Annotated in this window: 19 protein-coding genes and 3 pseudogenes; 7 read left to right on the top strand and 15 right to left on the bottom strand. The window is 67.2% G+C overall.

All coding sequences use genetic code 11. From position 1 onward, the window contains the following. Window positions 1-376 precede the first annotated feature (376 nt). The gene (locus QP166_RS10240) at window positions 377-2,080 is read right to left on the bottom strand and encodes a DEAD/DEAH box helicase (protein ID WP_333915821.1); all 1,704 of its coding nucleotides are present in this window, start codon (window positions 2,078-2,080) and stop codon (window positions 377-379) included. 86 nt (window positions 2,081-2,166) lie between these two features. Between QP166_RS10240 and QP166_RS10235 the strand changes: the two genes are divergently transcribed. Further along, window positions 2,167-3,027 (top strand): oxidoreductase, encoded by an 861-nt coding sequence (locus tag QP166_RS10235; RefSeq protein ID WP_333915820.1) that lies wholly within the window; start codon window positions 2,167-2,169, stop codon window positions 3,025-3,027. On the opposite strand, the gene QP166_RS10230 is transcribed toward QP166_RS10235, so the two are convergent. From QP166_RS10230 to QP166_RS10215, 4 genes and pseudogenes are all read right to left on the bottom strand, one after another. After that, window positions 3,011-3,595, bottom strand: coding sequence for a TIGR02466 family protein (locus tag QP166_RS10230; protein WP_333915819.1), 585 nt, complete (start codon window positions 3,593-3,595; stop codon window positions 3,011-3,013). The genes QP166_RS10235 and QP166_RS10230 overlap by 17 nt on opposite strands. A 140-nt stretch (window positions 3,596-3,735) precedes the next feature. Next, complete coding sequence (pth, locus tag QP166_RS10225) at window positions 3,736-4,302, bottom strand: aminoacyl-tRNA hydrolase (protein ID WP_333915818.1); 567 nt, start codon at window positions 4,300-4,302, stop codon at window positions 3,736-3,738. A 93-nt stretch (window positions 4,303-4,395) separates the two neighbouring features. After that, a pseudogene (locus QP166_RS10220) lies at window positions 4,396-5,056 on the bottom strand (50S ribosomal protein L25/general stress protein Ctc). Window positions 5,057-5,369: 313 nt separating this feature from the next. Continuing rightward, a complete protein-coding gene (locus tag QP166_RS10215) occupies window positions 5,370-6,290 on the bottom strand; it encodes a TraB/GumN family protein (RefSeq protein ID WP_443027250.1) in 921 nt (306 codons plus the stop codon). Window positions 6,291-6,397: 107 nt separating this feature from the next. Here QP166_RS10215 and QP166_RS10210 point away from each other — a divergent pair, with 107 nt between their 5' ends. The 4 genes and pseudogenes from QP166_RS10210 to QP166_RS10195 all read left to right on the top strand — a co-directional run bounded on the left by QP166_RS10210 (window position 6,398) and on the right by QP166_RS10195 (window position 13,460). After that, window positions 6,398-7,237, top strand: coding sequence for a glycine--tRNA ligase subunit alpha (locus QP166_RS10210; RefSeq protein ID WP_333917318.1), 840 nt, complete (start codon window positions 6,398-6,400; stop codon window positions 7,235-7,237). Beyond that, window positions 7,234-9,359: pseudogene (gene glyS, locus QP166_RS10205) on the top strand (glycine--tRNA ligase subunit beta). Before QP166_RS10210 ends, glyS begins: the two are co-directional and overlap by 4 nt. A 74-nt stretch (window positions 9,360-9,433) precedes the next feature. Beyond that, window positions 9,434-12,145 carry a pyruvate, phosphate dikinase gene (ppdK, locus tag QP166_RS10200; protein ID WP_333915816.1) on the top strand — a complete coding sequence of 904 codons (2,712 nt, stop codon included), beginning with the start codon at window positions 9,434-9,436 and terminating at the stop codon, window positions 12,143-12,145. A 181-nt stretch (window positions 12,146-12,326) separates the two neighbouring features. After that, window positions 12,327-13,460 carry a Gfo/Idh/MocA family protein gene (locus tag QP166_RS10195; protein WP_333915815.1) on the top strand — a complete coding sequence of 378 codons (1,134 nt, stop codon included), beginning with the start codon at window positions 12,327-12,329 and terminating at the stop codon, window positions 13,458-13,460. A gap of 588 nt (window positions 13,461-14,048) precedes the next feature. Here QP166_RS10195 and QP166_RS10190 read toward each other — a convergent pair. The 7 genes and pseudogenes from QP166_RS10190 to QP166_RS10160 all read right to left on the bottom strand — a co-directional run bounded on the left by QP166_RS10190 (window position 14,049) and on the right by QP166_RS10160 (window position 21,508). Then, window positions 14,049-14,498: a hypothetical protein gene (locus tag QP166_RS10190; protein WP_333915814.1), complete on the bottom strand. Its 450-nt coding sequence runs from the start codon at window positions 14,496-14,498 to the stop codon at window positions 14,049-14,051. A gap of 52 nt (window positions 14,499-14,550) precedes the next feature. Then, the gene (locus tag QP166_RS10185) at window positions 14,551-15,534 is read right to left on the bottom strand and encodes a type II secretion system F family protein (RefSeq protein ID WP_443027204.1); all 984 of its coding nucleotides are present in this window, start codon (window positions 15,532-15,534) and stop codon (window positions 14,551-14,553) included. Between the two features lies 1 nt (window position 15,535). Continuing rightward, a complete protein-coding gene (locus QP166_RS10180) occupies window positions 15,536-16,504 on the bottom strand; it encodes a type II secretion system F family protein (RefSeq protein WP_333915813.1) in 969 nt (322 codons plus the stop codon). A gap of 30 nt (window positions 16,505-16,534) precedes the next feature. Then, on the bottom strand, window positions 16,535-17,806 hold the full coding sequence (locus QP166_RS10175; RefSeq protein WP_333917316.1) for a P-loop NTPase: 1,272 nt from the start codon (window positions 17,804-17,806) through the stop codon (window positions 16,535-16,537). A gap of 135 nt (window positions 17,807-17,941) precedes the next feature. Further along, window positions 17,942-19,993 (bottom strand): annotated as a pseudogene (locus tag QP166_RS10170) (CpaD family pilus assembly lipoprotein); the annotation flags it as partial. A 1-nt stretch (window position 19,994) separates the two neighbouring features. Further along, window positions 19,995-21,020, bottom strand: a complete 1,026-nt coding sequence (gene cpaB / locus QP166_RS10165; protein ID WP_333915812.1) for a Flp pilus assembly protein CpaB — start codon at window positions 21,018-21,020, stop codon at window positions 19,995-19,997. A gap of 47 nt (window positions 21,021-21,067) precedes the next feature. Then, window positions 21,068-21,508: an A24 family peptidase gene (locus tag QP166_RS10160; protein ID WP_333915811.1), complete on the bottom strand. Its 441-nt coding sequence runs from the start codon at window positions 21,506-21,508 to the stop codon at window positions 21,068-21,070. A gap of 86 nt (window positions 21,509-21,594) precedes the next feature. Between QP166_RS10160 and QP166_RS10155 the strand changes: the two genes are divergently transcribed. Both QP166_RS10155 and QP166_RS10150 read left to right on the top strand, forming a co-directional pair. Beyond that, window positions 21,595-22,533, top strand: coding sequence for an alpha/beta hydrolase (locus QP166_RS10155; RefSeq protein WP_333915810.1), 939 nt, complete (start codon window positions 21,595-21,597; stop codon window positions 22,531-22,533). Further along, a complete protein-coding gene (locus QP166_RS10150) occupies window positions 22,530-23,603 on the top strand; it encodes an NAD(P)/FAD-dependent oxidoreductase (protein ID WP_333915809.1) in 1,074 nt (357 codons plus the stop codon). The genes QP166_RS10155 and QP166_RS10150 overlap by 4 nt, the downstream gene beginning before the upstream one ends. 592 nt (window positions 23,604-24,195) lie before the next feature. Here the strand turns inward: QP166_RS10150 and rplI are convergent. Genes rplI through rpsF form a run of 3 tightly spaced genes read right to left on the bottom strand, consistent with a single transcriptional unit; the run spans window position 24,196 to window position 25,472 of the window. After that, window positions 24,196-24,789, bottom strand: coding sequence for a 50S ribosomal protein L9 (gene rplI, locus QP166_RS10145; RefSeq protein WP_028965469.1), 594 nt, complete (start codon window positions 24,787-24,789; stop codon window positions 24,196-24,198). Between the two features lie 12 nt (window positions 24,790-24,801). After that, window positions 24,802-25,026 (bottom strand): 30S ribosomal protein S18, encoded by a 225-nt coding sequence (gene rpsR, locus QP166_RS10140; RefSeq protein WP_007403456.1) that lies wholly within the window; start codon window positions 25,024-25,026, stop codon window positions 24,802-24,804. Then, the gene (gene rpsF / locus QP166_RS10135; RefSeq protein WP_333915806.1) at window positions 25,026-25,472 is read right to left on the bottom strand and encodes a 30S ribosomal protein S6; all 447 of its coding nucleotides are present in this window, start codon (window positions 25,470-25,472) and stop codon (window positions 25,026-25,028) included. Before rpsF ends, rpsR begins: the two co-directional genes overlap by 1 nt. Window positions 25,473-25,541: the final 69 nt, after the last annotated feature.

Genomic DNA, 25,541 nt, shown 5'->3' with positions numbered 1-25,541 from the left:
TAGATTCACGAACCTCAGAGGTTCTGGATTCCCGCCTTCGCGGGAATGACGGATATGGGAAAGGCGGCATCTTATTACTGCGGACGCGGCCCCCTGCGTGGTAGGCCGCCACCGCCGGTAAGAGCCACTGCTGTCAGAGGTTCTGGATTCTCGCCTGCGCGGGAATGACGGATGTGGGGGAAGGGCCGCTCCTTACCGCACCCGAGCTTGTTCTCCTGTGAAAGCAGGAGTCCAGGGCCAAGCAGAACGACGCCCTACGAGACCCGAAACCTTGAGCTCCTGCTTTCGTAGGAGCACGATGAAGGCATTCGCATAGGTCCCGCCTGCGCGGGAATGACGGAGTGGGTGCGATCAGAAGCGCCGCACCCTCCCAGTCTTACCGCCGCGGGCGCGGTGCGCCGCGTGGGGCAGCGCCACCGCCGCCGTGTCGCCGCTGCGGCGGTGCACCGGCGTTGCGGATCGGCGCGGCGCCGCTCGGCATCCGCTCGATACGGACGCCGCTCTCGTCTTCGCCGTCGGCGTTGGCGGACGCCTTCACCGCCGCTGCGAAGCGCGCGGCCAGTGCGCTCGGCACCTGGAACTGCGTCTCGGTCGCGCCGATGCGGATCGCGCCGATCTCGGCCTTGGTGACATGCCCGCGGCGGCACAGCAGCGGCAGCACCCAGCGCGGGTCGGCGTTCTGGCGGCGACCGACGTTCATGTGGAACCACACCACGTCGTCGAAGCCATCGCGATGGCCCTTCTGCTGACGCTCGGTCATCTCGCTGCGATCGGCGAGTTCCTCGGGTGCGGGAAGCGACGCGCGCTGCGCCGCGACCAGTGCGGCGGCGATCTCTTCCGGCGTGCGCTGCTTGAGCAGCTCGGCGGCCAGCGCCTGATCGTCGTCGTCGACCTCGACTGGAGCGAGCAGGCGTTCGAGCAACCGCTCGCGATCCTTGGCGCGGATCGCCTCGGCGGTCGGCACCTCACCCCATTCGGTGGCGATCCGCGCCCCGCGCAGCATCATCTCGACGCGGCGACGGCGCGGATAGGGAACGATCAGCACCGCAGTGCCCTTCTTGCCCGCGCGCCCGGTGCGGCCCGAACGGTGCTGCAACACCTCGGCATCGCGAGGCATTTCGACGTGGACGACGAGGCTGAGCGTCGGCAGATCGATCCCGCGCGCCGCGACGTCGGTCGCGACGCAGACCCGCGCGCGCCGATCGCGCAACGCCTGCAGCGCATGGTTGCGCTCGTTCTGCGAATGCTCGCCCGACAGTGCCACCGCCGCGAAGCCGCGCTCGACCAGCCCGGCGTGCAGATGCCGGACGTTGTCGCGGGTCGCGCAGAACAGGATGGCGGTCTCCGCCTCGTAGAAGCGCAGCAGGTTGATGACCGCATGCTCGATTTCGGACGGCGACACCGTCACCGCGCGATAGGTGATGTCGCCGTGACCGCGTTGCTCGCTGACGGTCGAGATGCGGAGCGCGTCGCGCTGATACGCCTTGGCGAGCGCCACGATCGGGCGCGGCAGCGTGGCGGAGAACAACAGGGTGCGGCGCTCGGTCGGCGTCTGGTCGAGCAGCGCCTGAAGGTCGTCGCGGAAGCCCATGTCGAGCATCTCGTCCGCCTCGTCCAAAACGGCGGCGCGGATCTGCGACAGGTTGAGCGCGCCGCGTTCGGCATGATCGCGCAGACGGCCAGGCGTGCCGACGACGATATGCGCGCCATGGTTCAGCGCGCGGCGCTCGCGGCTGGCGTCCATGCCGCCGACGCAGGTCGCGATCCGCGCATTGGCATAGAGCCAGGTCAGTTCCTTGGCGACCTGCAACGCCAGTTCGCGCGTCGGCGCGATCACCAGCGCAAGCGGCGGGCCGGCGACCGGCAAATTGCCGTCCTCGCTCAGCAGTTGCTCGGCCATCGCGAGGCCGAAGGCGACGGTCTTGCCGGAGCCGGTCTGCGCAGAGACGAGCAGGTCGCGGCCATGTGCGACCTCGGCGGTCACCTCGGCCTGAACGGGGGTGAGCGCGGTGTAACCACGCGTGGCGAGCGCGCTGGCGAGCGCGGGGGAGATTCGGGAAGTCCATGAAGGCTCCCACATGGACCCTTTGGCCGACAATTGCCAGTGGGAACGCAGCGAGACGGCACCGCGTTGGGCCAGCTTTCCTGCCGAATGTGGATTTTCCTATGACGCTTCCTGCTGATCCGGTCTGGTTCATCACCGGTTGCTCGACCGGTTTCGGTCGTGAACTGGCCAAGCTGGTGCTCGCCAAGGGCTGGCGCGTGGTGGCGACCGCGCGCGACGCGGCGCGGGTCGCGGACCTCGCGGCGGGGCAGGACGATCGGCTGCTCGCGTTGGCGCTCGACGTCACCGACGCAGCCGCGATCACCGCCGCCGTCGCGGCCGCCGAGGAACGGTTCGGGCGCGTCGACGTGCTCGTGAACAATGCCGGCTATGGCTATCAATCCAGCATCGAGGAGGGCGAGGAGGACGAGATCCGCGCGCAATTCGACGCGAACGTCTTCGGCCTGTTCGCGATGACCCGCGCGGTGCTGCCGGGGATGCGCGAGCGTCGCCAGGGTGCGATCGTCAACATCACCTCGGTCGCCGGGCTCGTCGGTTTTCCGTCGTCGGGCTATTATGCCGCGTCGAAGCACGCGGTGGAGGGCTTCTCCGATGCGCTCGTCGCCGAGGTCGCGCCGCTCGGCATTACGGTGACGTGTGTCGAGCCGGGACCATTCCGCACCGATTGGGCGGGTCGTTCGCTACGCCAGACCGAGAGCCATATCGCCGATTATAGCGAGACGGCCGCGGCCCGGATGGCGAACACCAAGGGCTATTCAGGCAATCAGCCCGGCGATCCGGTGCGGGCGGGCGAGGCGATGATCGCGGCGGTCACGCGCGCGGCGCCGCCGCGGCATCTGGTGCTCGGCAAATGGGGCTATGACGCGGTGACCGAGCGATTGCGCGCGCGAGTCGCCGAGATCGAAGGACTCCGCGACGAAGCGCTGGGTGCCGACTACCCCGACGCTACCAGCGATAATTGAAGCTGACGCTGATCCGCTCGGCCTTGGCGGTGCTGGTCATCACCTCGTGCCGCAGCCAGCTTTCCCACAGGAACAGCGCGCCGTCGCGCGGCTCGGCATAGACGAACGTGCCGTCGCGCGGCGGCGCGGCCATCAGCATCGGCAGCCGCGGGTCTTCCAGCTTGAGCGCCCCCGAACCTTCGGGCACCGCGACATAGAAGGTGCCCGACACGACGCTGTGCGGATGCAGATGGCCGGAGTGCGTGCCGCCCGGCTTCATGACGTTGACCCACAGGCTATCGAGCTTCAGCTTGCGGCCGCCCAGATCGAACCCGGCCTCCTTCGCGAAGGCGGCGACATGGCGGTCGAGCAGCTTCTTGAGGTCGGCGAATACCGGATCGCGCAGCGGCAGGTCGTTGAGCGAGGCGTAGCTGGTATAGCCGCGATAGCCATGCGCCTTCGACCAGCGCTTCCCCGCGCCATCCTCGTCCGCCAGCGTGCGGCACGACGCATCGAGGTCGGCGAGAAGGTCGGCGTCGGCGACGTCGGCGTCGTAGAACAGGGTCGGGAAGAGTTGGCGGGTCGGCATGGTCATGGTCCTATTGGAGGTGACTTCCGGACCGTTCGCCCTGAGCTTGTCGAAGGGCGTGTCACGAGGAGCACGTGCTTCGACAAGCTCAGCACGAACGGTGGAAGGGAGGCGCGTATGTCGTCCGACGGGCAGCGCGCTTACCCCAGACGCAGCGCCACGTCGTTCATGAACCGCACGTCGTCCCCTTGCGCCAGCCACTCCGCCTCGCCCGACAAGGCGCCGAGCACGTCGCTCAGGGCGTCGATCTCGCTCTTGGCGTAACTGCCGAGCACGTGCCCGGTCACGCGGTCCTTGTGCCCGGGATGCCCGATCCCGATCCGCACGCGGCGGAAGTCCGGGCCGAGATGCTGGTCGATCGAGCGCAGGCCGTTATGCCCGGCCGTCCCGCCGCCCTGCTTCACCTTGACCTTCATCGGCGCGAGGTCGAGTTCGTCATGGAAGACGGTCAGCGCATCGGTGCCGAGCTTGTAGAAGCGCAGCGCCTCGCCGACCGAACGACCGCTGTCGTTCATGAAGGTCGCGGGCTTGAGCAACAGCACCTTCGTCGTGCCGATCCGGCCCTCCTGCAACCAGCCCTGAAACTTCTTTGCCGGCGCGGCGAAGCCATGGACCTCGGCGATGGCATCGACCGCCATGAAGCCGACATTGTGGCGGTGCATCGCATATTGCGCGCCCGGATTGCCGAGCCCCACCCACAATAGCATCGCTGATCCTTCTCTCCAAAAGCAAAGGGCAGGGGAGCGTCGCCGCTGCCCTGCCCCCGAACGATGGTCCGCACCAAGTCGGCGGACCGGCGATTACTCGCCCTTGTCCTCGCCGGCTTCCTCGGCGGCAGCCGCTTCGGACTCGGCCGACTGCGCCTCGGCCACTTCGGCGTCGGCCTGCTCGTCCGCTGCGGTCGGGACGGTCGGCGCGACCAGCGTGGCGACCGCGACGTCGCCGTCGGCGGCGGCCTTCGCGCCCTTCGGCAGCTTCAGGTCGGAGATGTGGATCGTGTCGCCGATCTCGATCCCCGCGAGCGAGACGGTGATCTCGCTGGGGATGTCGGCGGCGTCGACGACCAGCTCGACGTCATGCTGGACGATGTTGAGCACGCCGTTGCCCTTCTTGATGCCCGGCGCGTCCTCTTCGTCGGTGAACACGACCGGCACCGCGATCGTCACGGTCTCGTGCTCGCCGATCTCGCAGGAAGTCGACGTGCGTCGGACGGTCGGTGACCGGGTGGAACGCCACGTCCTTGGCCAGCGTGCGCGTGCCGTCGACCATGATGACCGAGTTCATGAAGTGGCCGGTCATCAATGCCTTGACGAGTGCCTTCTCCTCGAGATGGATCGAGGTCGGCTCCTTGTTCTGGCCATAGATCACGGCGGGGACGCGGCCGTCGCGACGGAGTGCACGGGAGGCTCCCTTGCCAACCCGGTCACGCGTCTCGGCTGCGAGCGTAATGGTGTCGCTCATCTCAAATGCTCCGAAATACGGTGATATGCCTTCCGGACCACGCCTCCAGGGATGACCATGACCGGAAGCCCGCGCGCTTAGCCGGGCAGGGCGGGAATTGCAAGGTGCGGTCGCGTGCCAGCGCGCCCTAACACACGCCGTCGCCCCTGCGCAGGCAGGGGCCCATGTCTGTATCGTGCTGATGCGAGGCAGACACATGGGCCGCGCGCTTTGTGTCAGATCTCGATGCGTGACGACACAGCCATAGGCTTCTGCCTGCGCAGGGGCGACGGCGATCGAGTGGCCGCCTGTCTTCCTGCGCAGGGGCGACAGGTCAGTACTTAACCCGCACCGCCTTCAGCTTGTACGTCCCCAACTGATCCTGCACGCTGCCCGCGCCGGCGAGATGCCCCGCGCCGACCGCGATGAACACCGTCCCCGGCCGCTTCATCCGCTCCGCGATCCACGCCGCCCATTGCTTGTTGCGGTCGGTCAGCAGCACCTTGGCGACCTCTGGCGAGTCCTTGAGCGACTCGTTCATCTCCTTCGCCACGCCTTCGGGCTTGCCGCTCGCCCAGGCATCGACCAGCGTCGTGAACGTCGTATCGACCTTGGGCAGCTCGTCGAGCGTGCTCTCCAGCAACTGCACCTGAGCGCCCTTCGACAACTTGCCGAACACCCCCAATTGCCCTTCGAACGTCTCCAGCCCGACGACCGGCTTGCCCGCCGCCTTCGCCGCGTCGGTCAGCACCTTCTCCGGGCCATTGGCGGGATCGTAGCCGAGCTGGCGCACCGGCAGCAGCGACAGCGTCACCGCCGCAAACCACGGCCGCATCTTCTCGTACACCGCCGGCTGCACCTGCCCGTCACCCATCGCCTTCGCAAAAGCCGCACGGTAATTGGGCGAGAGCTGCTGCGTCAGCGGCGTGCCGTTCGGATCGAAGGCCGCGGCGCTCACCACGCGCTGTTGGGTTTTGGCGTCGGGCTCGACCATCTCCAGCACCAGCGTCTGCGAGCGGTCGAACGCGGTCTTCACCGCCTCGTCGAACCACGACAGCCCCGGCTTCAGGACGTGGATCGTCCCGAAGAGATAGATCGTCGTGTCCTTGTCCTTGACCACCCACAAGGCGGGATCGGCATCCTGCGTCGTCGCGGCGGGCGCGGGCGCCGGCTGCGCACAGGCGGGCAGCGGCAAGGCGAGGAGCAGCGCGAGCAGGGGGCGGCGTTCTTCATGCCCACCTCCATGGCGAGCCATCGTCCGAAAGGGAAGCACGACGGTCTTGTTGATTCCACGCCGCCCTTGCGCCACAGGCTCGCCGCGTGACCGACATCAGCGCTCCCCGCCCGCTCAGCTTCCAGGCGATGATCCTGCGGCTCCACCAATATTGGTCGGAGCGCGGCTGTGCGATCCTCCAGCCCTATGACATGGAAATGGGGGCCGGCACCTTCCATCCCGCCACCACGCTGCGCGCGCTGGGGCCGGACACGTGGAACGCCGCCTATGTCCAGCCGTGCCGCCGCCCGACCGACGGCCGCTATGGCGAGAACCCGAACCGGCTCCAGCATTATTATCAATATCAGGTGATCCTGAAGCCCAGCCCGCCCGACCTGCAGGAATTGTACCTCGGCAGCCTCGCCGCGATCGGCGTCGATACCGGGCTGCACGACATCCGCTTCGTCGAGGACGATTGGGAAAGCCCGACGCTCGGCGCCTGGGGGCTGGGCTGGGAGGTCTGGTGCGACGGGATGGAGGTGACGCAATTCACCTATTTCCAGCAGATGGGCGGGTTCGACATGAAGCCGGTCGCGGGCGAGCTGACCTACGGGCTGGAACGGCTCGCGATGTATATCCAGAACGTCGACAACGTCTACGATCTCGCGTTCAACGATGCCGGCGTGTCGTATGGCGACGTGTTCCTCGAGAACGAGCGGCAGATGTCGACCTGGAATTTCGAGGTCGCCGACACCGACGCCTTGTTCGACCTGTTCAAGAAGGCCGCGGCGGAGTGCGAGCGCAGCCTCGCCGCGAAGCTGCCGATCCCTGCCTATGAACAGGCGATCAAGGCCAGCCACACCTTCAACCTGTTGCAGGCGCGCGGCGTGATCTCGGTCGCCGAGCGGCAGGCGTATATCGGCCGGGTCCGCGATCTCGCGAAGGCGGCGTGCGCCGCGTACATGGAAAAGAACGGGTGGGCGGCGTGAGCGATTTTCTTCTCGAACTCCGCTCGGAGGAAATCCCGGCGCGGATGCAGGCCAAGGCGCGCGAGGATCTCGCACGGCTGTTCGCCGCCGAGCTGGCGAAGGCCGGGCTCACCGCCGCCGCGACCGTCACCTACGCGACTCCGCGCCGCCTGACGCTGATCCTGCGCGACCTGCCCGACGCCACGCAGGCGGTCAGCGAGGAAGTGAAGGGCCCGCGCGCTGCCGCGCCGCCGCAGGCGCTGGAGGGGTTCCTCCGCAAGACCGGGCTGACCCGCGAGCAGCTTACCGAGCGCGACGGCGTGCTCTACGCGATCACCGAAAAGCCCGGTCGCGCGACCGCGGACGTGCTCGCCGAAGCGATCCCGGCCGTGATCCGCGCCTTTCCCTGGCCGAAGTCGATGCGCTGGGGCGATGCCTCGCTATCGACCGAGAGCCTGCGCTGGGTCCGCCCGCTCCAGGGCATCGTCGCGTTGCTCGGCGAACAGGTCGTGCCGGTCACGATCGCCGGTGTCGAGAGCGGCGCGGCGACGCTCTGCCACCGCTTCCACCATCCGAGTGCGATCACGATCGGGTCGGCGCTGGACTATGTCGAGAAGCTGCGCGCCTGCCACGTCATCGTCGACCAGGACGAGCGCGCCGCGATCATCCGCGACCGCGCCGCCGGGCTCGCCGCCGAGGCAGGTCTGGTGCTGGTCGAGGACGAAGGGCTGGTCGCCGAGAATGCCGGACTGACCGAATGGCCGGTGCCGCTGCTTGGCCGTTTCGACGCGGAGTTCCTGTCGGTGCCGCCCGAGGTCATCCAATTGACTGCGCGCGTGAATCAGAAATATTTCGTGTGTCGCGACGGTGCGGCGAAGCTCGCCAACGCCTTCATCTGTACCGCTAACATCGTCGCGCACGATGGCGGTGCGAAGATCGTCGAGGGCAACCGCAAGGTGCTCGCCGCACGACTGAGCGATGCGCGCTTCTTCTACGACACCGATCTGAAGGTGCCGCTGGAGGAGCAGGTGAAGAAGCTCGACCGGATCGTTTTCCACGAAAAGCTCGGCACCGTCGCGGACAAGGTCGAACGCGTTGCCAAGCTAGCCAAGTGGCTGGTCGAAGACGGCATCGTTAAGCCCTTTCCCCCCGGGGAGAGGGTTTGGGTGAGGGGCCGGTGTCTCACCGAGGGGCCGGTCTCGCTGAGACCCCAACCCCTCACCCCGGCCCTCTCCCCGGAGGGGAGAGGGAGGCGCTCGCCCAACAAGCCTACCGCGCCGCAAAGCTGGCCAAGGCCGACCTCGTCACCGGCATGGTCGGCGAGTTCCCCGAGCTACAGGGCTTGATGGGTGGCTATTACGCCGCCGCGCAGGGCGAGGACGAAGCCGTCGCGAACGCGATCCGCGACCATTACAAGCCGGTCGGGCAGGGCGACGACGTTCCGACGGACCCGGTAACGGTCGCGGTTGCGCTGGCGGATAAGCTGGACAGCCTCCAGCAATTCTTCGCGATCGGTCAGGCACCGACCGGTTCGAAAGATCCGTTCGCGCTCCGTCGCTCGGCGCTGGGCGTTATTCGCCTGATTACCGAGAACAACCTTCGCTATCAGGTGCCGGCCGAACTGCTCGACTTCTTCGCCGACCGCCTCAAGGTCCAGCAACGCGAGGCCGGTGTCCGCCACGACCTGATCGACGCGGTGTTCGCGCTTGGCGGTGAGGACGATCTCGTCCGCCTGCTCGCCCGCGTCCGCGCGCTGCAATCGTTCGTCACCACCGATGACGGCGCGAACCTGCTCGCTGGCTACAAGCGCGCCGCCAACATCCTCAAGAAGGAAGGCGTCACCGACGAAGAGCCCGCGGCACCCAATCAACAACCACTGTCCTACACGCCCGAGAAGGACGAAGCTGCGCTGATCGCCGCGCTCGACGCCGCCGAACCCGCCGCGGCGCAAGCAATCGCGCGAGAGGATTTCGAGGGCGCGATGGCGGCGCTGGCCAACTTGCGCGCGCCGATCGACGCGTTCTTTGATAGCGTTACCGTCAACGACAGCGATCCGGAGAAGCGTAAAACACGTTTAATCCTGCTGGCGCGCGTTCGCGCCGCAGTGCACAAGGTGGCCGACTTTTCGAGAATCGAGGGCTGACGCTTACCCCGCCGGCGCCTCAACTTTCGCAACATTCGCGCGGGCCACCGACGCGAAATCAAGGACGAGGAACCATGACCCAGCGTTACGTCTATCGCTTCGGTGGCGGCGTCTCCGACGGGGGCAAGGGGCGCGTCGGGTCACAGGAACGTCCGGGGGACGTTCCTGCCGAGGTGCGGAACCTGCTCGGCGGCAAGGGCGCGAACCTCGCCGAAATGGCGTCGATCGACCTGCCGGTGCCGCCGGGCTTCACGATCTCGACCGCGATGTGCGCGCGCTATTACGACGAGGGCGAGCGCTTTCCGGACTCGCTCAAGGCCGAGGTCGCCGAAGGGATCGCGCATATCGAGCAGATCACCGGCAAGGCATTCGGAAACGCTGCCGATCCGTTGCTGGTGTCGGTCCGCTCCGGCGCGCGCGTGTCGATGCCGGGGATGATGGACACGGTCCTCAACCTCGGCCTCAACGACGAAACCGTCGAGGGGCTCGCCAAGACGAGCGGCGACGAGCGCTTCGCCTGGGACAGCTACCGCCGCTTCATCCAGATGTATTCGGACGTCGTGCTCGAACTCGATCACGGCGCCTTCGAGGAAGCGTTGGAGATCGCCAAGGAGGATCGCGGCTACACGCTCGATACCGAATTGTCGGCGGCCGACTGGCGCGAACTGGTCGCCGAGTACAAGGGTGTCGTCGCGAAGGAATGGGGCAAGCCCTTCCCGCAGGACGTGCATGACCAGCTCTGGGGCGCGGTCGGCGCGGTGTTCGGATCGTGGCAGTCGGAGCGGGCGAAGGTCTATCGCCGCCTGAACCACATTCCCGGCGACTGGGGCACCGCGGTCAACGTGCAGGCGATGGTGTTCGGGAACATGGGCGACACCAGCGCGACCGGCGTCGCCTTCACCCGCGATCCGGCGAAGGGCGACCGCGCCTATTACGGCGAGTTCCTGATCAATGCGCAGGGCGAGGACGTCGTCGCCGGCATCCGCACGCCCCAGTATCTGACGAAGGCCGCGCGCGAGGAAGCGGGGGCCAAGCCGCTGTCGATGGAAGAGGCGCTGCCCCAGGTCTATACCGAGTTGGCGGCGGTCTTCGACAAGCTCGAAACCCATTACCGCGACATGCAGGACATCGAGTTCACCGTCGAGCGCGGGAAGCTGTGGATGCTCCAGACCCGCTCGGGCAAGCGCACCGCCAAGGCCGCGCTCAAGATCGCGGTGGAGATGGCGAGCGAGGGGCTGATCACCCGCGAGGAAGCGATCGCGCGCGTCGAGCCGCAGGCGCTCGACCAATTGCTCCACCCGACGCTCGATCCCGAGGCGACCCGCGACGTGCTGACCAAGGGGCTGCCCGCCTCGCCGGGGGCGGCTAGCGGGCTGGTGGTGTTCGACGCCGACACCGCCGAGCGGATGGCGGCGGACGGCAAGGCGGTGATCCTCGTCCGCACCGAAACCAGCCCGGAGGACATCCACGGGATGCACGCCGCGAAGGGCATCCTGACCGCGCGCGGCGGGATGACCAGCCACGCCGCGGTGGTCGCCCGCGGCATGGGGCGGCCGTGCGTTTCGGGCGCGGGATCGCTGTCGATCTCCGCCAAGGACAAGGTGCTGCGCTGCGGGGGCCGCGAGGTGCGCGAGGGCGACACGCTGACGATCGACGGCGCGACCGGCGAGGTGATGATCGGCGAGGTCGCGACGATCCAGCCCGAACTGGCCGGCGATTTCGGGACGTTGATGGAATGGGCCGATGGCGTGCGCCGGCTCAAGGTCCGCGCCAATGCCGAAACGCCGCTCGACTGCCGCACCGCGCGCGATTTCGGCGCGGAGGGGGTCGGGCTGTGCCGCACCGAGCATATGTTCTTCGACGCGGCGCGCATCACCGCGGTGCGCCAGATGATCCTCGCCGAGGACGAGGCCGGCCGTCGCGTAGCGTTGGAGAAGCTGCTCCCGGAACAACGCGCCGATTTCACCGCGATCTTCGAGGTGATGGCGGGCCTGCCGGTGACGGTGCGGCTGCTCGATCCGCCGCTCCACGAATTCCTGCCGCATGAGGAGAATGAGTTCGCCGAGGTCGCCACCGCGGCGGGTGTCGCGGTCGAGCAGTTGAAGCGTCGCGCGGCCGAGCTGCATGAGTTCAACCCGATGCTCGGGCATCGCGGCTGCCGGCTGGGCGTGACCTATCCCGAAATCTACGAGATGCAGGCGCGCGCGATCTTCGAGGCGGCGATCGACGTCGCCGAAAAGTCGGGAGAGGCGCCGATCCCCGAGGTGATGATCCCGCTGGTCGGCACCAAGCGCGAGCTGGAGTTGATGAAGACCGTCGTCGACACCGCCGCCAGGACGGTGTTCGCCGAGCGCGGGCGGACAGTCGACTATCTGGTCGGCACGATGATCGAGCTGCCGCGTGCGGCGCTGCGCGCGGGCGAGATCGCGGAGGCGGGCGAGTTCTTCTCGTTCGGCACCAACGACCTGACGCAGACGACGCTGGGTGTCAGCCGCGACGACGCCAGCCGCTTCCTGGGCGCCTATGTCGAAAAGGGCATCTACGCGCGCGATCCGTTCGTCAGCCTGGATGTCGAAGGGGTCGGCGAGCTGGTCGAGATCGCCGCCGAGCGCGGGCGCAAGACGCGCCCTGGCATCAAGCTGGGTATCTGCGGCGAGCATGGCGGCGATCCGGCGTCGATCGCCTTTTGCGAGCAGGTCGGGCTCGATTACGTCTCCGCGTCTCCCTATCGCGTACCGATCGCACGGTTGGCGGCGGCACAGGCGGCGTTGAAGGCGCGCGCCTGACGTAGCGACTGCCGCCCGAAAGCGCGCGGTCGATACGCCTGCCGAGCAGTGGCTGGGACACCGGTGCCGCTGCCGCGCGGCACCGGCGCGCGCGCCGGGGAAGCGACAAAACCCTGATGCCACGGGAACTATCCGCGGGCGTGGCGCGGTTTCGCCCGACTTGCCCGATCAGGAGTTACGTATGAGCATCGCTTCGGCACTCGGCCTTGGCGGCCGCAAGGTCCGCTACGCTATCGTCGGGCTCGGCGACATTTCGCAGGAGGCGTTGATGCCGGGCGTGTCGCATACCGGCAATTCGACGATGACGGCGCTAGTGTCGGGCGATCCCGAGAAGCTGGAAAAGCTCGGCAAGCGCTACGGCATCAAGCACCTCTACAGCTACGAGCAATTTCCGGCGCTGCTCGCGTCGGGCGAGATCGACGCGATCTATCTCGCGACGCCCAACTGGCGGCACGCGGAGTTCGCAGTGCCGGCGCTCGAGGCCGGTATCCACGTGTTGAGCGAGAAGCCGCTCGACGTGTCGTCGGCGAAGGCACGCGAGATCATGGCGGCGGCCGCCAAGGGCAAGGCGCAGCTGATGACCGCTTACCGCCTGCACTTCGAGCCGGCGACGCTCGACGCGATCCGACGGATCCGCACCGGCGAACTCGGTGAACTGATCTCCTTCACCGCCTGCTTCACGCAGATGGTCGATCCCGCCAACCACCGCGCGACGAGCGGGATCGAGGCCGGGCCGTTGTTCGACATGGCACCCTATCCGATCAACGCGATCCGCTACCTGTTCGGGGCGGAGCCGCTGGAGGTCGTCTCGGCGCTGGCGGTACGCCATTCGGGCTCGGGGTTCGGCGACCTGGACGATACGTTCGCGGTGACGCTGCGGATGCCGGGCAATCGCCTCGCGCAGTTCACGGTCAGCTATTATGCCAACAACGTCGATATCCTGACCATTGCCGGCACCAAGGGTTCGATCCAGATGGATCCGGCGTTCGGCTTCGGCCAGGGCCTGGCGCATCGTCGTCGTGTCGGTGAGAAAGACAGCGCGGAGACGTTCAAAGCCACCGATCAATTCGGCGGCGAGCTGAAGTATTTCTCCGACTGCATCCTCGAAGATCGCTCGCCCGAGCCGGACGGTGAGGAGGGACTTGCCGACCTGCTGGTGATCGAGGCGATCGTCGAGGCGCTCAAGACGAAGCAGGCGGTCAAGATCCCGTCGATCGGTCGCACGCGGCGGATCGATCCGGATTTTCAGGAGCAGACGCTGCGAGCGGTGTCGGCACCCGATCCCGTCAATGCTGCGCCGCCGACCGGCGACTGATCGGATATTGGCGGCGGAAGGATCGGTCTTATCCAATGGACCGCAGCGGTTGGTCGGGTCGGTAGCGATCGTCACCGGGGTGAGTTCGGGGCGGGACCGAGCTGGGTGCGGCGTTGCTGATGATGCCGCCCACGATACCGGCCGGTTGGCAGCCGTGACTTCCTCGCCTTCATTCGGCGAATGTCGGGTGTTGGGTTGATCAAGGCGGACCAGCCGTTTGGCACTATCTGCACCCCGGCGAAGGCCGGGGCCCAGTTGGGAAGGTCCGGGAAATGGAGCGCGCCGCGCATCGGCAGGGTCACCCAACTGGACCCCGGCCTTCGCCGGGGTACACACCTGAGCTTTGATGAATCGCACCTTAAATCACGATAGCATTGGCACGAGCCAAGCTCGCAATGACGCCGTCGATTCGACTAAACGTGATTGTACTCTGACACGCCGATTAATTGACGGGCATCAGTTGCACCATCAATCGAGCGAAGTCTGTCTTCGAGTGCAACGCGCCGGCTGGCTGACGAACGAGAAAAGGTGCGTCGCTTCACGATCAGTTGGTCACCGAAAGCGAGAGGCGACGGAGCATCTACTCGCTCAGATAAACCCACGATCGCGCGGATGCCCGGGTGCAAGCCGATCACCGTCATATCGATCCCCGTCGTACGGGCGATCGTCACGAACGAAGCGATCTTCCACCACCGGCCGCGCGGCCGACAAGCGGCTGTTCTCGCGCTCCAGTTCGTCGTTCTCGCGCTTCAGCTCCGCGACACGCTCATTGGCAAGATCACGCTCGCGCTCCAGCTCGGTGACGCGCGTACCGACAGTGCCGTGGTCGCGTTCCAGCTCGGTGGCGCGCTTAGTGGCGGTGTCGTGATCGCGTTCCAGCTCGGCAATTCGCTTGTTGGTCACCGCATGCGCGTCGCGCTCAGTGACATAGCGCTCTTTCCACTTCCGCCCGCCGGGATGACTGGCCAGACCGAACAGCCAACCGGCGACCAGCGCGATCGCCACCGCGATATATTGCGTTGTCGTGGTGAACAGCATGACGAATCTCCACTCGTTACAGTGGCTGAACGACGCAATCGGGCGGCTGTTCCTATGGCTTGGCGTTGATGAACGAGTCGTTGAGCGAGCAGGCGGCCGGTCCGAGGATGACGATGAACAATACCGGCAGGATGAACATGATCAGCGGCACCGTCATGATCGCCGGCAAGCGTGCCGCCTTTTCCTCGGCGCGCATCATTCGCTCGTGACGGAATTCGGCCGAGAGCACGCGGAGCGCGCTGGCGAGCGGCGTGCCGTATTTCTCGGTCTGGATCATCGTCGTCACGACGCCGCGCACCGCATCGAGGTCGACACGATTGGCGAGGTTCTCGAACGCCTGCCGCCGGTCGGTTAGGAATCCCAGCTCGATCGCGGTCAGCGCAAATTCCTCGCCGAGTTCGGCATAGGCCTTGCCCAGCTCGCGCGAAACGCGGTGGAAGGCGGCATCGACGGTCAAGCCGGCCTCAGCGCAGATCACGAGCAGGTCGAGCGCGTCGGGAAGGCCCTTGCGGATGCCGTCGGTGCGCTTGGTGATCCTGTTTTTCAAGTAGATGTCGGGTGCCTTGTAGGCGAGCACGAACGTCCCCGCGACCAGCCCATAGCGCTTGAGGGCGCCCCATTCGGGAAAGGCGTCGAGCAGATACACCCAGATCACCATGAGGCCACCGAACACGATCGGCAGCACCAACCGGCCGAAGATGACCGCGACCGCCCATTCCTTGTTGCGGATGCCCGCCTGGACCAGCTTGCGTTGAGCGTCCTTGACCTGCTCGTCCTGCAAGACGCGCAGCGACGACAGCAAGGTGCGGACGCGATCGGCGGCATTGCTCTGGTGGACCAGCTTGGTGCGCCGCTTCGCGGTCGAGGCGGTGATACCCGCCTTCAACTGCTCACGGCGATCGTTGAGCGTGCGGACGCGCCGCGTCATCGGATCGCGGAGCGCGCGGGTGGCATAGGCGCCGATGAGCAGCGCCGCGCCGAGTCCGGGCAGCAGCGTCGCCAGCATCAGCAGATCGAGGCCGAACAGCATGGGCATATCAGATCTCGAAACTCACCATACGGGACATGATGAAGGCGCCGATCGACATCCAGATCAGGCCACCGACTGCGGCGACCGACAGCCGCGTGTCGCTGAAGAACGTCTGCATATACGGCGGGTTGATCGAGTAGATCAGCGCGAAGACGATGAACGGCAGCGAACCGATGATATAGGCGGACGCCTTCGATTCAGACGACATCGCCTTGATCTTCAGCTTCATCTGGCCGCGCTGACGGAGCACCGTGGCAAGGTTCTGGAGCGTTTCGGCAAGGTTGCCGCCGGTCTCGCGCTGGATCGCGATCGTGATGACGAAGAACTGGAACTCGGCGGTCATCAGCCGGTCGGCGGTTTCCTGCAGCGCGACGTCCATGCCGCGACCGATCCGCATCTTGTCGGATACCGAGCGGAATTCCTCGCCGACGGGCCCCGGCACCTCGGCGGCGACGACCTGCATCGTCTCCGAGATCGGCAGGCCCGAGCGCAGGCCGCGGACCAGCAGTTCGATCGCATCGGGAAATTTGGCGATGAAGGCCGCGATGCGGCGCTTGATCAGGAACCCGACCGTGAAATGCGGGATCATCGCGCCCAGCAACATGCCGACCGGAAGGGCGATCAGCACCGTCACGCCCTGCACCAGCAACAGCAGCAGCGTCACCGCCGCGATCGTCCCGCCTGCGATGCCATATTGCCCGACCGTCCACGACTTGCCGGTCATCGACAGCCGCTTCCGCAACTCGGCGGCGTTGGGCAGGATACGCGTCATCGCCAGGTCGGCGCGCGTTGCGCTCCGCCCGGTGATCCGGCGCATCTGCGCCTCGATCGTGTTCGTCGGTACGGCAACATGCCGCTCGCGCAGCACCGCCAGCCGACGCGTGCCAGCTTTCTGAGTCGACGGTCCGGCCAGCGCGAAGACCAGCAGCCCCAGCGTCATCCCCGCGGCCAATAGCAGCAGGATCAGCGGCGACATGGCGGCTCCGCGGGGTAAGGGGGTGCGTCGTCATTTCCGCGCCGGCTTCTTCGCCATCAGCTCGGCGATGCGCGCGATCAGCGAGCCGCCGCGTGCCGCGCCGCCGTTCAGCGGCACCGGATCGTCACCGGTCGCCGCCAGCAAGCGCCCGGCGAGTTCGACCAACGGTGCGATGGTCTTCGACCCCTTGCCGACCGCCGCCATCGTCTTGCCGAGCTTGGCCGCCTGCGACGCCAGCCGGTGATCGTAGGGGAGCACGACGTCGATCTTGCGCTCGATCGAACCCTCGAAATCCTTGCGCGTCACCTCCTGCTGCGCACCCGGCTGCACGCGGTTGGCGAGGACGCAGACCTGTGCCTGGGGCGCGTTGGTGCGCAGCCACGACAGCAACCGGATCGTGTCGCGCGCCGCCGCCAGCGTCAGGTCGGTCACCAGCACGACGGCCTGCACTTCGGCCATCAGGTGCGGATGCTGGATCAGCATCGCGCGCGGCAGGTCCATGATGCTCATGTCGAAGGCGCCGCGCAGCTCCTCCTGCAATTGATAGTAAGCGGTGCCGTCGGTGACGATCGGATTGCTGATCGGCGCCTCGGCCGACAGCACCGACAGTTTGTTCGACGCGCGGACCAGCGCGCGTTCGAGGAAAAGTCCGTCGATGCGGCTGGGGTTGTCGATCGCGTCGATCAGGCCGCGCCCCGGCTCGATGTCCATCGCCAACGCATTGGTGCCGAAATGGACGTCGAGGTCGAGCAACGCCGTCGAGCGCTTGCCGGCCTCGCTCATCTGCCAGGCGAGCGAGGTCGCGATCGTCGACGCGCCGACGCCGCCACGGCAACCGATCACCGCCAGCGCCGAGTGGACGCGCTCCGTGGAGGTATCGGCATAGCGCGGCGAATTGAGCATCGCCTGTGCCGACGCGAAAGCGTCGCGCACCGCATCGACGCCGAGCGGCTTGAGCAGATAATCGTGGATGCCGCTCGCCAGCAGGTCGCGATAGAGGCGGACGTCGTTGACCTGCCCCGCGGCGATGACGATCGTCCCCGGCTCGCAAACCTCGGCGAGGCTGTTGATGTCGGCGAGCGGATCGCTCGTCTCGCTCAGGTCCACGAACAGCAACTGCGGGCTGGACGAAACCGCCAGCGTCTGCACCGCCTGCCGCAGCCCGCCCTTGTAGACGTTCTCCTGCGGCCAGCCGAGTTCGTCGACGACCGCGCGCAGCGTCATGCTGGCATTGTCGTCGCAGCAGAAGGCGAGGAAGGGCGCACGTGCCGCCGCGCCGGCGACTTTCCACGGTGCGTTCATGTCAGCGGCCCCCGCGGTTGATTCGCCCTTGACGACCGCGCCGCCGCCGCCGGTCGGTGCCGCCTTGCGCCACACGCCGATCGCCTTGGCGGCGGTGATCGCGGTCGTGGAACCGTCATCGCGCTTGCCACGGATCAGGTCATTCGGATCGGCGATCATCGCTGCCAGCGTGCCGTTGATCGCGCAGCCGAACGCGCCGCTGGTGTGGGCGTCGAAATTGACCAAACTGGCGGTGGCGCCGGGCACCTGGCAACTCGGCACCGACGCCGTGCTGCGCGTCACCACGACCCGCAGCGTTCCCGCCGGTGGGGTGTCGCCGCGCGGGCCTGCGCTGCTGTCGAGACGAAGCCCGCGCGCGGTGGCGAGTGCAGCGATCTCGGCGCGCGCGCCGGGAGAGGCGGCGGGATCGTCGATCGCGATCGTCGCGCCGGGCGCCGGTGCGAGCACGTCGAGCCAGCCGCGCAGACGTTGCGCCTCGCCGCCGCCCAGGCCATCGGGTCCGGCGAGCAGGTCCAGCGCATAGTCGGTGTGCGACACGACCGGCTGGTGGGCGGTTTCCAGCCCGCGATAGTCGCCGCATGCCGCAAGCGGTGTCGCGGCGGCGAGCGTGAGGAGGATCAGGAGCGGACGCGAGGTCATGGGGAGCCTTCTCACTTGATCGAGAAGCCGGCGCCGGCGGCGCGGCAGGGTGTCGAGCTTGGGCTTCGGACGGTCGGCGGCGCGATTGCCGCTGTCGAGCTTGCCCAGGAACGCGCGTTCGAGATCGGTCGGCGCCTTGTAGCCGTCGGTCGGCAGCTTGATGTCGGCGGCGTCGACCGGGCGGACGAGATACGGGGTGATGACGATCACCAACTCGGTCTCGTTGCGCTGAAAGCCGTTCGACCGGAACAGCGCACCCAGGATCGGCAGATCGCCGACGCCGGGCGTCTTGGTATAGCTGTTGTTGTGCGTGTTCTGCATCAGGCCGGCGATCATGAAGCTCTGGCCCGAACCCAGCTCGACGGTCGTCTCGGCGCGGCGCGTGGTCAGCGCCGGCACGCGCGCGCTGCCGACCGACACCGCATTGCCGTAGTCGAGCTGCGACACCTCGGGCTTGACGCGCAGCGAAATCCGCCCGTCCGACAGTACGGTCGGCGTGTAGGCGAGGCTGACGCCGAACTGCTTGTACTCGATCGAGTTGGTGCCGAGCGCCTGCGCGATCGGGATCGGGATTTCACCGCCCGCCAGGAACGTGCCGGTCTCCCCCGACAGCGCGGTCAGGTTCGGATTGGCGAGCGTCGTCACCTGGCCCAAGGTCTCGCCGAGATCGAGCGCGTTGATGAAGTCGGTCCCGAGCAGGCGCCCGAACAGGCTGAACGTCCCGGCACCATTGGCGACCGCCGGCAGCGTGAAGCTGGTGCCGCCGTTCGGCAGGTTCGGATCGGTGCCGGGCAAGACGCTGTTGATCGTGCCCTGCCGGCCGAAGCCGAGCCCGAGCATCGGATTGCGGTTCCCCAGCGTGCGCGTCGTGATGTTGTTCGCGATGTTCTTGAGGAACGAGCGGCTCACCTCGGCGAACTTGACCTGCAGATTGACCTGCAACGGCGTCGCCACCTTGATGCGGTTGATGACCGACATCCTGAGCGTGGCATTGTCCGCACTCGCATCGACGCCGGGATTGAGCAGGCTGGTGACCAGTCGCTGCGCCTGTTCGGCATCGGCGGGCGCAGCGGCGTTGCCGTTCAGCACCGCGATCTGCCCGACCAGCGTGACGTGGAAGTCGCTGCCGGGCAGCGCCGCCTGAAGCATCCGGTCGATCTGCGTCGAATTCTGCGCGACGCGGATCGTCGCGGCGTAGATCACCGCGCCGTTGCGATCGGTGGCGAAGATCGTGGCCTCGCCATCGGCCTTGCCGAACAGGTGGATCTGACGCGGGTTGGCGACATAGACGTCCGCTGCGGCGGAATTGGAGGTCCACACCTCGCTGACCGCGGCGGGGAGGGTGATCAGCTCACCTTCGCCGATCGACAGCCACTTCTCGAGGCTGGGCTTGGTGACGCCAACCGGCGGGAGGCCGCTGCGCACGACCGGCCGGGTCGCCGCCGCGGGACGCTGCGCCGCGCGCGGGGCGGCGGTGCTCGCGGCCGGCGCGAGCGCCGCCGTCAGCGCCACGGCCAGCGCCGCGCCATGAAACAGGGAGGAGCGCATCTCAGTTCTTTCCTGCGACGGAGACTTCGGTCACGGCGTTGCCGCGGGCGATCCGGACCTTGGGACCGACGGGGATCGCTCCGGACGCGGCGACCGTCACCGGCATTCCCGGCATCGACGGAGCGGGCGCCGCGGCGTTGTTGCGCGGCGGCGCGGTGCGGCGCTGGAAGCGCGAGACGTCCGCACCGACCGCATAGGTGGTGTTGCCGGTCTGCGGCATGTTGGCCAGCCGGTCGATCGCCGCTTCCTCGGCCTTCGCATCGCGCGTCTCGCCGACGCTGACCGCGCCGGAGGCGATCGCGCGATCAAGCTCGGACGCATTGTCGGCGAGCGAGCGCAGCGACAGCGACAGCGTGCCGATCGTCTGCGCGACCGCGATCTGCTCGGCGATTTTCGGGGTCGCCTCGACGGTGATCGTCGAGAAGGTCTGGACGACGGTATTCCCCTGATCGTCCTTCTGGTCGGTGGTGCGCTGGTCGGTCGCGAGTACGCGCAGGTTGCGCATCACCGTCTCGCTGGCGCGCAGCGGCGGACCGTCACCTTCGACCGACTGGGTCAGGATAAGGTCGATATGGTCACCCGGGAAGACGAAGCCGGCGACGCTGGTCTGCGCCGACACCGGCACCGTCACCGCGCGCATCCCCGCGCCGAGCGCGGCGGCAAGGAAGCCGCGGTCGCCCGGCTTCACCAGCTGCCCCTGCGTCACCGGCTGACCGGCGGTGATCGGCAGGCGAACCACCGTGCCGATCAGCTTCGACAGGTCGGTGCCGCTGCGCATGTAATAGGCGTTCTCGACCAGCTCCTTGGGCCAGGGCTGGAACTTCAGCGCGCTGGCATCGAGGATCGTGCCGACCGGCAACGCGCGCGTGGCGACCAGCACCTCCGGCCCGTCGATGTGCGGGGCCGCGACCCCCATCGCGGCGGCCTCGGGTGCAGGCGAGCCGACCAGCATCGTTCGCGCGGCAAACGCGGTGATCGCGGCGACCATCAGCGCACCGACCAGCAGAATGAGCTTGCGACTATCCATGAAAGACCCTGTCCCCGCGCCGCGATGGCAGCGCTGTGTGACTGTGATTATTGGGTAAATTGGTTAAGGAGCGGTTCGCGGAGCGCGAGAAGTCCGGCGATCGCGATCGCGACGCCGTACGGAACCTCGATCGCGTCGGGGCTGCGCCGGATGCGATGTTCGATCAGCATCGCCAGCGTCAGCGCCCCGCCGATCACCGACATCGCCAGCAACAGGTCGAGCAGGTGCAGCGGCGCTAACCACAATGACTGCGCGCCGATCAGCTTGACGTCGCCGCCGCCCATCTGTCCGAGCGCGAACGCTCCGACGAACAGCGCGAAGACGAGCAGCGCGACACCGAGTTGCACCGCCATCCCCGGCCACGGATCGAGCCCGATCGCGACCCACCACAAAGGGGCGAGCAGCGCGATCGCGGCATTCTTCCAATTGGCGATCTCACGCGAGCGCACGTCCTGGATCCCTGCCGACAGCAGGAGCGCGCCCATCATTGTGGGCAGCAACCATGTGAGAAATCCCCAGATCATGCCGCATGGCGCTAGACGGAACCGTTTGAGAAACCGTAACCATGCCTGCAATGTCGATGACGACCGATCCCGCCGCGATGCGCCGCGCCCTTCCGGCCGATGCGCGCTTGTCCTTCGATGTCGCGGCGGATGGATGGCGATTACGCCGCTTTTCGCGCGACGAGCGGGGGCGCGGGGCGCTGATGTTCCAGGGCGGCCGCGGCGACATGATCGAGAAGTATCTGGAGGCGTTCGGCGATTGGCACGATCGCGGCTGGGCGGTGACCGCGTTCGACTGGCGCGGGCAGGGTGGGTCGGGCCGACTCGGCGTCGACCCGCATGTCGGGCATTGCGACGATTTCGCCCCGCTGATCGCCGATTTGGCAGAGGTATGGCCCAATTGGACCGCGCAGCAGGACGGACCGCACGTGATCGTCGGACATTCGATGGGCGGGTACCTCGTACTGCGCGCGTTGCTCGACGGCGTCATCCGCGCCGATGCGGTGGTGCTGGTCGCACCGATGCTCGGGTTGCGCTCACCGGTCGGTGCATGGCTGGGGACGCGCGTGGCGCAGGCGATGCGGCGGATCGGCGACCCGGCGCGCCCGGCGTGGAAAAGCCATGAACGTCCCGGCATGTTGCCGCGGCAACGGCTGCTGACCGGCGACGACGCGCGCTACGCCGACGAGGAATGGTGGCTGACCGCGCAACCGGAGCTGCGACTCGGGCCGCCGAGCTGGGCATGGCTGGCGGAGGCATTTGCGGCGACCGCACGGCTGCGCGCCGATCCCGGGTTGGGCGCGCTGTCGACGCCGGTGCTGATGCTGGTCGCCGACAATGATCGGCTCGTCGTTCCGCATGCCGCGGCGCAGGTCGCGACGCGTTTGCCGAATGCGACATTGGTGCGGTTCGGCGCCGGGGCTGCGCACGAATTGCTGCGCGAGGCCGATCCGGTGCGGGCCCGCGCGATGGCGGCGATCGACGCGTTCCTCGATCGTCACGCGGCATGACCTACGACATCGCGATCGTGGGCGCCGGGATCGCCGGCGCCAGCCTCGCCGCGGCGATCGGCGACCGTGCGCGCGTGCTGCTGCTCGAAGGGGAGGAGCGTCCCGGCTACCACGCGACGGGGCGTTCGGCCGCGTTCTGGTCCGAAACCTACGGCGGGCCGGACATCCAGCCGCTGACCACCGCATCCGGCGTGGCGTTGCAGGTGGGCGGCTATCTCGATCCGCTCGGCGCGGTCCATATCGGGCGCGACGACGATGCCGCAGCGATCGCGGCATTGCTCGACGAATTCGCCGCGACTCCGGTCGCGCTGTCGGCGGTCGATCCGCAGCCGCTGATCCCCGGATTGCGCGCGGACTGGACGCTGGGGGTCAGCGAGCCGACCTGCGCCTATATCGATGTGGCGCGGCTGCACGGCGACTATCTGGCGCAGGCGGCACGTAGCGGAACCTCGACGGTGAACTCGGCGCGTTTGTCGTCGGCGGTCCGGCGGGACGGCGTGTGGCGGATCGAGACCGAGGATGGCCGCTCATTCGAGGCCACGATCCTCGTCGATGCGGCGGGCGCGTGGGCCGATGAAGTCGCGGTGCGCAGCGGCGTGCGGCCGATCGGGATCACGCCCTATCGCCGGACGATGGTGCAGCTACAGACCGACCCGCCCGTACCCGCGACGCTGCCGTTCGTCATCGACGTGCGCGGCGGTTTCTACTTCAAGCCAGAGGCTGGCGGCCGGCTGTGGCTCAGCCCGCATGACGAGCATCCGGTCGTGGCGCATGATGTCACGGCCGAGGAACTCGACATCGCGATCGCGATCGACCGGCTTGAGCGGGTGGTGAACTGGCGGGTCGTGCGGGTCGAGCGGCACTGGGCCGGGCTGCGATCGTTCGCGCCGGATCGGCTGCCGGTCTACGGCATGGCGGAGGCGGGGTTCTTCTGGTTCGCCGGACAAGGCGGGTTCGGGATTCAGACCGCACCTGCGGCTGCGCAAATCGGTGCAGCACTTCTGCTCGACACGCCGCTGTCAGTGGGGCTCGACGCCGAACGCTACACACCTCGACGGTTTGGCTACTGAGCGCGACCGATCAGTCCTGTTTGCGCTCCGGAACGCCAGGGACCTGTGCCAGCAGCGTCAACAAGGTGGGTATATCGCCAGTGATATAGGTATCGGTGGGCACCCGCAGGCTCGATCGCAGCGCACGTCCCATCGTACTCACTTGCTCGCGACGTTCCCGCTCCTTGGCCTGCACGACGGTAATCCCACAAATCGACGTTGAAGCCACTTCGAATATGGTGGCTGGCCAGCAAAGAACCTGTCGGGGGCCGCTCTGTTCCGTCGCAAGGCTTCGCTTCGTCGCGCCAGTAATTCCGGTGGGCCGATCAATTTTGTTCAGCTTCGCGCAACCTTTGCCTGCCGCGACGATTGTGCTGCCATCAACGATAACGGCTCGCAAAGGTCGCCATGCTGAAGCAATTCACGCCGCTCGCTTTTGCCCTCCTTCCGCTGGTCGCGGTGGTCGGCGCTGTCTGGAACGTTCCTTAATTGATTTAATTACAGTCCCCCGAAGGCACCGCCGTTCCCCCCGAAGTGACGGTGCCGAACAAGGAAAGGCCCGCCCGGAGCGATCCGGGCGGGCCTTTTTCGTGCAGGCGATACGTAGGGCCGATCAGCCCTGCGCGTCGTCCGACTGAGCCTCGGCGGTCGCGCCCGGCTCGGCATTGGGATCGTAATCCTCGGTGAAGCCGCCCTGATCGCGACCTTCTTCGAAGACCTGCTGCATGACGTCGACACCTGCCGACTGCATCTCGGCCTCTTCGGGCGAGCGCGCGACGTTGACCTTGACGTTCACGACGACTTCCGGGTGCAGCTGCACCTTGACGTCGTACAGGCCGATCGACTTGATCGGACGATCCAGCACCACCTGGCTCTTGGTCACCTTGTGACCATCGGCCACCAGCGCCTCGACCAGATCGCGGACCGCGACCGAGCCGTAGAGCTGGCCGGTGTTCGACGACTGACGGATCAGCGTGATCTGCGCGTCCTTGAACGAGCCCGCTTCCTTCTCGGCCTCGCCGCGACGGTTGGCGTTCTCGCTCTCGATGCGGGCGCGGTTCGCCTCGAAGACCTTGCGGTTGGCTTCGTTGGCGCGCAGCGCCTTCTTGTTCGGGAGCAGGTAGTTACGGGCGAACCCGTCCTTGACCTTCACCACGTCGCCGATGCCGCCGAGCTTCTCGACGCGCTCAAGCAGGATGATATCCATCTGCTCTTCTCCTTACTTCACGACGTAGGGCAGCAGGCCCAGGTGGCGGGCGCGCTTGATCGCCTGCGCCAGCTCGCGCTGCTTCTTGGCGCTCACCGAGGTGATGCGCGACGGAACGATCTTGCCACGCTCGGACACGAAGCCCTGGAGCAGACGGACGTCCTTATAGTCGATCCGGGGCGCATCCTTGGCGCTGAACGGGCACGACTTGCGGCGGCGGAAAAACGGACGCGCCATTATGCGGCCTCCTCTTCACGGTCACGACGGGGGCCACGGTCACCACGATCGCCGCGGTCACCACGCTCGCCACGGCCACCATCACGGCCGCCTTCGCGGTCGCTGCGGCGCTCACGGTCGCGCTCCTGCTTGCGCATCATCACGGTCGGACCTTCTTCGTGGCCGTCGACGCGGACGGTCATGTAGCGGATCACGTCCTCGTTGATGCTGGTCTGACGCTCCAGCTCGGCGACGGTGTCGCCCGGTGCGTCGATCTCGAGCATCACGTAGTGCGCCTTGCGGTTCTTCGCGATGCGATAGGCGAGCGAACGCAAGCCCCAGGTCTCGGTCTTGACGACCTTGCCGCCACGTTCCTCGACGATCTTGGTGGCGGTTTCCGCCAGCGTGTCCACCTGCGCCTGTGCCAGATCCTGGCGCGCAAGGAACACATGCTCGTACAGAGCCATGCATGTACCTTCATGTTGGCCGATCGCTGACGTACGCCCCATGCGCAACGCCCCTCCGGCTGTCGTTCC

The sequence above is a fragment of the Sphingomonas sp. LR60 genome (genome assembly GCF_036855935.1).
Classification (GTDB): Bacteria; Pseudomonadota; Alphaproteobacteria; order Sphingomonadales; family Sphingomonadaceae; genus Sphingomonas.
Note: the sequence above shows the minus strand (reverse complement) of the source record. Positions and strands in the feature narration are given on the sequence as shown.